The sequence below is a fragment of the Kamptonema sp. PCC 6506 genome (assembly GCF_000180455.1).
In the GTDB taxonomy this organism is placed as follows: Bacteria; Cyanobacteriota; Cyanobacteriia; order Cyanobacteriales; family Microcoleaceae; genus Kamptonema; species Kamptonema formosum.
This window is the reverse complement of the sequence record NZ_CACA01000178.1, coordinates 1-9,156: the sequence shown is the minus strand read 5'-3', so window position 1 is coordinate 9,156 and position 9,156 is coordinate 1. Positions and strand designations below refer to the sequence as shown.

6 protein-coding genes are annotated in these 9,156 nt (G+C 43.6%); 4 read left to right on the top strand and 2 right to left on the bottom strand.

Annotated features, from left to right (window positions below):
- Window positions 1–7: 7 nt before the first annotated feature.
- The 3 genes from OSCI_RS09645 (at window position 8) to proC (ending at window position 2,585) form a co-directional block, all read left to right on the top strand.
- Complete coding sequence (locus OSCI_RS09645; RefSeq protein WP_007354746.1) at window positions 8–706, top strand: YggS family pyridoxal phosphate-dependent enzyme; 699 nt, start codon at window positions 8–10, stop codon at window positions 704–706.
- A gap of 207 nt (window positions 707–913) precedes the next feature.
- Complete coding sequence (locus OSCI_RS09640; RefSeq protein ID WP_007354745.1) at window positions 914–1,525, top strand: cell division protein SepF; 612 nt, start codon at window positions 914–916, stop codon at window positions 1,523–1,525.
- 238 nt (window positions 1,526–1,763) lie between these two features.
- Window positions 1,764–2,585 carry a pyrroline-5-carboxylate reductase gene (gene proC, locus OSCI_RS09635; protein ID WP_007354744.1) on the top strand — a complete coding sequence of 274 codons (822 nt, stop codon included), beginning with the start codon at window positions 1,764–1,766 and terminating at the stop codon, window positions 2,583–2,585.
- A 53-nt stretch (window positions 2,586–2,638) separates the two neighbouring features.
- On the opposite strand, the gene OSCI_RS09630 is transcribed toward proC, so the two are convergent.
- A complete protein-coding gene (locus tag OSCI_RS09630; RefSeq protein ID WP_007354743.1) occupies window positions 2,639–6,187 on the bottom strand; it encodes a PAS domain S-box protein in 3,549 nt (1,182 codons plus the stop codon).
- 674 nt (window positions 6,188–6,861) lie between these two features.
- Entirely contained in the window at window positions 6,862–7,494 is a 633-nt protein-coding gene (rimM, locus tag OSCI_RS09625; protein WP_007354742.1) for a ribosome maturation factor RimM, read from the bottom strand.
- A gap of 340 nt (window positions 7,495–7,834) precedes the next feature.
- On the opposite strand from rimM, the gene OSCI_RS09620 reads away from it, so the two are divergent.
- Window positions 7,835–9,067, top strand: coding sequence for a tetratricopeptide repeat protein (locus tag OSCI_RS09620; RefSeq protein WP_007354740.1), 1,233 nt, complete (start codon window positions 7,835–7,837; stop codon window positions 9,065–9,067).
- Window positions 9,068–9,156: the final 89 nt, after the last annotated feature.

The window sequence follows — 9,156 nt, the reverse complement described above, 5'->3', positions numbered from 1 at the left end:
GCTCCCCATGACCAACATTGCCGATCGCATTGCTAACATACGCCAACAGTTACCTCCGAGCGTGCGGTTAATCGCCGTCAGCAAGCAGGTATCTGTTGACGCTATGCGCTCTGCTTATGCCGCAGGAGTGCGGGATTTTGGCGAGAGTCGGATTCAGGAAGCAGCAGACAAACAAGCTCAAATGCAAGATTTGCCTGATATTACCTGGCATCTGATCGGCCACCTCCAAGCCAATAAAGCTGCTAAAGCTGTGCAACAATTCCAGTGGATTCATTCCGTAGACAGCTTAAAACTAGCTCAGCGTTTGGATCGCCTAGCTGAAGAACTTGCCTACCAGCCTCAAGCTTGTCTGCAAGTAAAAATTTTGCCCGATCGCGATAAATACGGCTGGAGTATCCCCGAATTACTTGCCGATTTGCCAGAGATCAATCAGTGTCGAAGCCTGAGAATTAAAGGATTGATGACAATTCCTCCTTTAGGATTAGATGAGGCGCAAACCATCAGTCTTTTTAACACTGCTCGCGAATTAGCGGAGAAAATTAGACAGCAAAATTGGTCGCACATTGAAATGCAGCAACTCTCAATGGGGATGTCTGGAGATTATCATTTAGCCATTCAAGCAGGTGCTACGATGGTACGGGTTGGACGAACCTTGTTTGGTGAAAGGGGGACATCAGCGATCGCAGATCCAAATAAAAACGGTTGAGCGGTAAATTATAGAAGTAGTCAAAGGCCCTCGACTCACCCACAACAGCAATTTTACTGTTGAGAACTTTTTTCCTGACTTTCCCAAAAATAGCCAAACATCTTGTGTTAGACTCTATCTGACAAAAATAAGTCGGCAATCACAGAACGTCTAAGTTAAAAGTATCAGTTATAGTCAGGGCAAATAAGTTGTGATGGAGCGTGAAGCGTGAACATTTTTTCTAAACTGCGAGAATTTGTGGGACTCAACGATCCTGTTGAGTACGATTATGAGTACGACGAAATGGAAGGAGAGCGTTATCAAAACGCCTACCAACCGCAAGAGCAACCTTCAGCGATTACAGCAGAGGAAGAACGCCGCACTAATCGCCGCTTGCGGGAACGGCCTGTAGTAGGATCGCCAAGTACGGATGTTGTCGCACCGATAAGTGGAGTTGGTTCAGTAATGAATAATGTGATTGGAATGCCTGGAGCAATGAACGGAATTTCGGAAGTGGTGGTCATGGAACCTCGCACTTTTGAAGAAATGCCGGCAGCAATTAGAGCTCTGAAAGAACGCAAGTCTGTAGTTTTGAATCTGACAGTGATGGACCCAGATCAAGCTCAGAGAGCTGTAGATTTTGTGGCTGGTGGAACTTACGCTCTAGATGGTCATCAAGAACGAATTGGCGAAAGTATTTTCTTGTTTACGCCGAGTTGCGTACAAGTGCGGACTCAATCGGGAGTGGTACATGAAGTGCCCTCAGCTCAAGGTCGTCCCCGTGTTGCAGCTCCCGCTGCTCCAACTTGGCAGCCAGAACAAGCACAAGCGGCACTTTAGTAATTGGTAATTGCTAATTGGTAATGGCTAATTGCTAATTGCTAATTGCTAATTGGTGATAGTTAACCATATACTGTCATTGCGTTGGCGTAGCCTGCACGTAGTGCTTACGCAGTGAAGCAATCTCAAAGCTCTGGGATTGCTTCAAGACCTTCGTAATAAAAAGCATAATGTATAACAATTAATTAGTTAACAGTTAACAGTTAACAGTTAACTGTTAACAACTAACCATTAACAAATGACAATTATAAAATTTGGTATGATTGGCGGCGGGGTAATGGGAGAAGCTCTCTTATCTCGCTTAATTGCACGAGAAATTTATCAATCAAAAGAAGTTTTAGTGAGCGAACCCCAGCCGCAACGCCGCAATTTTTTGGTTGAGAAATACGGCGTGAAAGTGACAGGAAATAATCAAGAGGTTGCGGTTGCAACTGAAGTGCTATTTTTGGCGATTAAACCCCAAGTATTTGAGCAAGTGGCGGCGGAGTTGACCAATGGTGAAACTGTTGGTACTAAGGGGGAACAGCCAATGATAGTGTCAATTTTGGCTGGCGTACCTTTGAGTAAGTTAGAAGCAGCTTTTCCGGGCTATCCGGTGTTGCGGGTGATGCCAAATACGCCCGCGACTGTGGGGGCGGGAATGAGTGCGATCGCACCTGGAAAATACATTCAATCGCATCATTTGGAGCTAGCTACAGGCATTTTTCAGGCGGTAGGGGAAGTGGTAGAAGTGCCAGAGAGCATGATGGATGCAGTGACGGGGCTTTCGGGTTCCGGCCCTGGATATGTAGCAATTTTGATAGAAGCCTTGACAGATGGCGGAGTTTATGCTGGTTTGCCGAGAGCGATCGCGGCTAAATTAGCACTGCAAACAGTATTAGGAACTGCGAAATTGTTAGCAGAAACGGGTATGCACCCCGCAGAATTGAAAGATAGAGTAACGAGTCCCGGTGGTACAACAATTGCAGGAATTGCTAAATTAGAAACAGCAGGTTTTCGCTCGGCTTTGATAGAAGCAGTGAAAGCGGCTGCTCTGCGTTCTCAAGAATTAGGTCAATAGGTTTTATACTAATCCTGACTACCTTCTTCCTTCTTCCTTCTACTGAACTCTCCTCAACTTCTCTTCACAGGAATCTCCACCACAAACTCCGTCCCCTCACCCACTACAGAATCACACCGCAAACTCCCCAAATGTTTGTCTACTACAATTTGATAACTAATCGCTAATCCCAACCCCGTTCCTTTCCCCACAGGTTTAGTTGTAAAGAACGGATCGAAAATCCGAGCTCGCACCGACTCCCGTATTCCCGGGCCATTATCAGCAATAACTACTGCAATTCGCTCAGAATTAACTACATAACTCCCAATCCTAATCATACTAGGATTAGCCTTAACTTCCTCAGCGCATCGCCTTCGGTCTCGCTCCTCCAAAGCATCAATCGCATTACTCAATAAGTTCATAAACACTTGATTTAACTGACCCGCATAACACTCCACTAGGGGTAACTTTCCATACTCCTTAACTATTGCAATCTCTGGATGATCTGGTTGAGCCTTCAGCCGATTTTGTAACAATCTCAGCGTGCTATCAATCCCTTCATGGATATCAACATCTTTGATTTGAGCTTCATCCATCCGTGAAAAATTACGCAGAGAAAGCACAATCTCTCCAATCCGCTCAGCTCCCACCTTAATCGACTCTAAAAGTTTAGGCAAGTCTTCTACTATAAACTCTAAATCCATAGCTTTCATTTCCGAAATTATGGCTCTAGTCGGTTCTGGATATTCCGCTTTATAAAGATCCAATAGACCTAGTAAATCAGAAATATACTCCCTAGCAGGGTCAATATTCCCGTAAATAAAACTCACAGGATTATTAATTTCATGAGCGATTCCAGCCACCAATTGACCTAGAGAAGACATTTTTTCGGACTGAATTAGCTGAGTTTGAGTGCGTTTAAGTTGTTTTAAAGCTTCCTCTAATTGTAGGGCCCTTTCTTGAGCGATTTGAGCAGAAACCTGACTTTGTTTATAAAGTTCCGCTTGGGAAATTGCGATCGCCAAATTATCCGCTACGCCTTTGATTAATTCTACTTCGCTCTCGCTCCAAGGTCGGGGATCGCTAAACTGATTACAGGTTAATGCTCCAATTTCACCTCCGGGAGTCCGAATTGGTACAGATAAAAATGAATAAAAGCCTAGTGATAATAATGCTTCGCGCATCTCTATATCGCTATGCTCGACGGCATCATCAACACAAATCATTTCTAGTTTTAACAGTTTTTCTGAGAGGGGAACAATAGTAGAAGCTGGATAAATCCCCATCATACTAAGGTCGGTAAACTTGTTAGCTTCTTTCACCGCTTCCCAGACAGGTTCCTCAAAGTCTGTTTTGTACCAAAAAAAGCTGCAAATATCAACATCTAAGAGATCGCGAATACTAATTACAACGGTTTCTAAAATAGTATCTATTTCTAGAGAAGCACGAACCTGACTGGCAATTTTGTTAAGAAGTTCGAGGCGATTTGCAAATTCTTGTAAGGCCTCTTCTACTTGAATGCGATCGCTAATATCCGTAATAGTTCCTACATAGCCTTTCACCTCTCCCGCTGCTTCTATTTCCGGGGATGATTGGCCTAAAACCCAAGTTACAGTCCCGTCAGGACGCACAAATCGATACTCGGAGCGAAACGGTATCCCTTGGATTGTAGACTGATGCCATTCTCTGAGAATGCGATCACGATCGTCAGGATGCAATACCCTTGACCAACCCATTCCTAGCGCTTCCGCTTCCGTTATCCCGACGATCTCGCAATATTTTTCATTAGCATAGCAAAAATATCCCTTAACGTCCGTTCTAAATATCCCCACAGGGGACAATCTCGCTAAGGTCTGATATCTTTTCTCACTCTCTTGCAAAGCAGCTTCCGCTCGCTTGCGGTCAGTAATATCTTCAGCAATAGCTAACAAATAAGCAGGGGAACCATCAGCATCTAAAATCGCAGTTTTCTTGGTGTGTAACATCCTTTCTTCGCCGTGCTTAGTCTGAATCGGCTCTTCAGGGATATCGATCACTTTACCGCTAGTTAATACTTCCCGATCTTTGAGCGTAAAAATATCAGCTTGCTCTTTAGGGAAAAAGTCATAGTCATTTTTGCCAATTACTTCTTCTTGTCCAAATCCTAGCAGACTTTTAGACGCTGGATTCCACAACACAAACCGCAAATCAGAAGCTTCTTTAACCACCACAGAAACAGGCAAATTATTCAGCACGGACTCTAAAAATTTTTGAGTTTGTTGTAGTTCTGCTTCTGCTTGTCTGCGCTCCGTAATATCGCGAATTGAACCGATAAATCGTAAGACTCTACCTTGTGAGTCCCACTGGGACTGACCTCTGGCACTAACCCAGCGATAAAATCCACTCTTAGTTAAAATTCGGTACTCGATATCTTGGTAGGGAAGTCCACTACCCATGTGAGCATTAAGAGCATTAGCAACTCGCTCGCGGTCTTCTGGATGGATACGGGAAGTATAACTCTCAGTTCTGTTATATAAATCTTGCTCTTTTAAGCCAATTAGTTCCCTTAATCGCGGCGAATAGTAAACTTCTTCACTCGAATTTCCGTTCTCATCCCAAACGAATCGGCCGTCCCAAATTCCATCAAAAGAAACTTGGCTAACTAATTCAAAACGCTCTAAACTTTCTTGTAGTGCTTTCTCTGCCAACTGACGCGATGCAATCTCATTTTGCAACTGCGCGTTAGCTAAACTTAAGGAGGTTATTGTTTTGCTCAATTCGACAGTGCGCTGTGCAACTCTATTCTCTAGTTCCTCATTCGCTCTTTGCAGTTCAACTTCTGCTAGTTTGCGAGCCGTAATATCCATCACAGTACCGAATAAGCGCACGACTTTGCCATTGATAATCTCTGGCTGTCCGCGATCTGAAATATAGTGAATTTCACCATCGGGACGGACGATCCGAAAGTCAATCGCATAAGCTTCCCCTCGCTCAATAGCACCATTAATGTGGCTTTTCCAGTAGGCTAAATCGTCGGGATGGATAGAAAGGCAGTCTTCTAAAGCATTCGGTAGCGGTTGATTGGGGTCTAGTCCAAATATGCGGAAAAGTTCATCTGACCAAGTAAAAGCACCTGTAGCAATATCGACTTCCCAATTACCAACGTGAGCTAATTTTTCCGCAGCTTTCAGTTTAGATTCGCTTTTGTGTAAAGACTCGATTAATTCTTCTTGTACGGCTTGAGCAAGTTTTTGCTCGGTGATTTCTACTACTATTGTACCTATGCCGACGCTGATGCCTAAGTTGTTGGAAAGCGGAAAAAAGGAAGCTGTCCAATGCCTTTTTATCCCTGGCTGAACTGGAGTTTCTCCGTTTAGTTCGTAGTTAAGGACGGGAATACCAGTCTCGATCACTTGCCTGTTAATCGGCTCTAAAATTCGCGCGAGATCGGGCACAATTTCATTTAGAGTCTTACCAATATGCTCGGCGACTGGTAGCCCATCTATTTTAGCGAGGGTTTCATTAATATCTATAAATCGCATTTGGTCGTCAAAAATGCACATTCCCACTGCGGCGGAGCTGAAAAAGGCATCTAACAGAGTAAGTCTCTTGGTTAATTCTGTTTCTAAGGGATGGTTAGCCATTGCCAAAAACCTCTTTGAGGAATTGTGTTGGAACTGCCGAGCCAATTTTTGTTACCACAAGTATTACAGTTATAGCAACCGCTAAGGCGGTTAGGATGCTCAGGGCTAGGGGCTACGATGCTCAGGGAAGAAGGGAAAGAAGAGGAAGAAGGGAATAGAATTAAGGGTTTGAGGAAACTAGAATGTACTAACTACCTAGAAGGTTGCTATAAGTCTTGTTTTCTATCCTGTAAAGTTCTGCCTTCACTTTTGTATCCTCAAGTGAGCTTCTCTTTCGATTACTTGCTGCTTACAACTAAATTGAGCAACTCTCTATCAAGAAGCATAAAGAAAACTCTGTGCTACGATTTAAGTTTAGTATGTTTTTTTTTAGTTGTCTATCAGCAGATTTAGAATTTTACTGAAACCAAATTTATACAATAAGTTTGTCGTTCAAATCATAGAAATACATATTTTTGTAATAATTTGGTTAGTTCCATTACTCTTGCCAGTTCTCGCCACCATTAAGTTAACACGGCAACGACCCTTAACGGTAGGTTAATCCTATTCTCTTAATGCCAGTTGGGGTTAATCTTATGAAAGAATGTCTAGAGTGAATATTGGGCGATCGCACTCAAAACTAAGTAATCCCTCTCGATCGCAATAGCTCTAGACTTTAGCCCAACACTTGCTCGTTACTCAAGTAAACCAGGTGGAGGCGTAATTTCAATCCGGCGCTGCCCGATCTCAACAATGGGGACGATCTCTTGGACAAAGGGAATTAAAACTGTTTTTGATTTTGACTTGAGAGGGCGTTCCTTTTGTTTTTTGCTGCGGCGTTGACTGGGGTGGGTCGCTACTTGTCCAGTGGCAGACTCTTCCTCTAAAATGTTTGCGGGTTCAGGCTTCTGCTGCAATTCTACTTCTAAGATGTCATTACCGGCTGGAATTATATCCACCACAGTGCCTAACATTTCACCCGTCTGTTGGTAGAATACTTGCAACCCGATCAAATCGCGCACATAAAATTCACCTTCCTCCAAATGAGGGCGATCGCTTGCAGAAACGAACAGTTGGCAACCCCGCAGCGCTTCTGCCTCGTCTATATTCTCCACCCCTGCTAACTGCACCGCATAAATTCCTTTCCCCGGAATATAGCGCCCTCCCAAAAACTCAATCGGTTCGGGCTCTGCTTTGCCAGGGCGCTGCATCCAACGCTGTCCCGGTTCCAAGAAACGTTCTGGGAAGTCGGAGTTGGGATATACCCGCACTTCGCCATTTAAACCTTGAGGTGCGACAATTGTACCGATTTCTACCCAGTCAGACATAAGCGTTTAGAGCTGATATTACCTTTTTATTTTGATGCAGTCAGGCAGCTATTGCCCATGCAGTTTTGGCGATGGGAGTATCAAGGGCTAGGGGATCGTATAAAAGATATCCTAGATTTAATAGCAACCGCTTTTGTCGATTAGGATACTCGCTCATAAGTAGAAGGAAGAAGGAAGAAGGAAGAATGTTTATACAGTCAGCTTTTTAGCCATCCCGATCTTATGTTTAATTAGGTGGAGCTAATTAGCTCGAACCCGCTGATTCTATTCCCTTCTTCCCTAGCCCCTAGTCCCTAGCCCCTAGTCCCTAGCTATAATAGTCTGTTTCAAGACCGAACTCATGAAAATCCGAAATCTGGTAGCGATCGCGAAGGCAATTGCTTGGGTCAGCATCTTTACAGAACTTAGCGCGATCGCGATCGCCACTATTTTACTCTCTCAAAGTGCCACTGCTGCTCCCTCTGCGACTTCTAGGGGGCTATTAGCTCAACAGCAGGATTTACAAGAGATGCAGCTAAAAGAGGAGATTCGCGATCGCGTCTCCGAAGAAGTTGACACCGCTTTTCGCCGCACAGCATCCATGCTGAATGTGTTTTTAATTGTACTTACTTTCTTCCCCACCGCCGCCGCCGTCGGCGTTTGGATATTGTTAGGGAAATTAGCCCAGCAAACAGCTCTTGCCCAACAAGAAATTGCTAGTCTTAGAGACGATACAATTTCTCAATTAAAAACAGTTCTGACTGAAGCTCAAACCGTCTTAGACGAACTTAACCAGCAAGAAAAATGGGGCGAAGAAGACACTGATATTTTGTTCGCCGACCCGGAAATTCAAGAATTTACCCCGGTAAAATATGGCGATCGCAAACAATTAATGAGCGGTAGCGACTACGCCAAACAGGGAGACGCTTATTTCTTTGAAAATCGCTATGAAGAGGCAGTTGACGCTTACAATCAAGCCCTACAAATTCAGCCAGACTTAGCAGATACTTGGAACAACCGAGGCGTAGTGCTGACAAGAATGCAGCGATATCAGGAAGCAATTGATTCCTACGAACAAGCTACAAAACTTCGCCCCAACTATCCTGACGCTTGGAATAATAGAGGAGTAGTATTATTAGAAATGCAGCAGCTTTCAGAAGCCATTGCCTGTTACGAACAAGCAATTCAAGCCAAAGCCGACTATGCCGATGCCTGGAATAATCGAGGAGTTGCACTTTCCAAAATGCAAAAGTATGAAGACGCTGTTATCTCTTACAATCAAGCATTAGTAATTAAAAATGATTATACAGACGCTTGGAACAATCGAGGCGTTGCCCTCACTAAGCTACAAAAATATGATGCGGCAATTGATTCTTATGATAATGCCACTAAAATTAGACCCGATTTTTATCGAATTTGGTACAATAAAGCTCGGTGTTATGCTCTTCAAGGTGAAATAGAATTAGCTCTAGAAAACTTGAAACGAGCATTTAATCTCAACCAAAATATGTGCAAGCAACTAGCAGTAAATGAAATAGACTTTGAATCTCTTAGGCAAAATGATATATTTAAAGAGTTAATTGGGAATGGGTAATTGGGAATGGGTAATTGGTAATTGGTAATGGGTAATTGGTAATGGGTAATTGGTAATGGCTCATATCAATTATCCCAATTGTTGATGAG

Coding starts and splice junctions, on each gene's coding strand:
- OSCI_RS09645 (WP_007354746.1), top strand. CDS start 8: ATGACCAACATTGCCGATCGCATTGCTAACATACGCCAACAGTTACCT.
- proC (WP_007354744.1), top strand. CDS start 1,764: ATGACAATTATAAAATTTGGTATGATTGGCGGCGGGGTAATGGGAGAA.
- OSCI_RS09630 (WP_007354743.1), bottom strand. CDS start 6,187: ATGGCTAACCATCCCTTAGAAACAGAATTAACCAAGAGACTTACTCTG.
- rimM (WP_007354742.1), bottom strand. CDS start 7,494: ATGTCTGACTGGGTAGAAATCGGTACAATTGTCGCACCTCAAGGTTTA.
- OSCI_RS09620 (WP_007354740.1), top strand. CDS start 7,835: ATGAAAATCCGAAATCTGGTAGCGATCGCGAAGGCAATTGCTTGGGTC.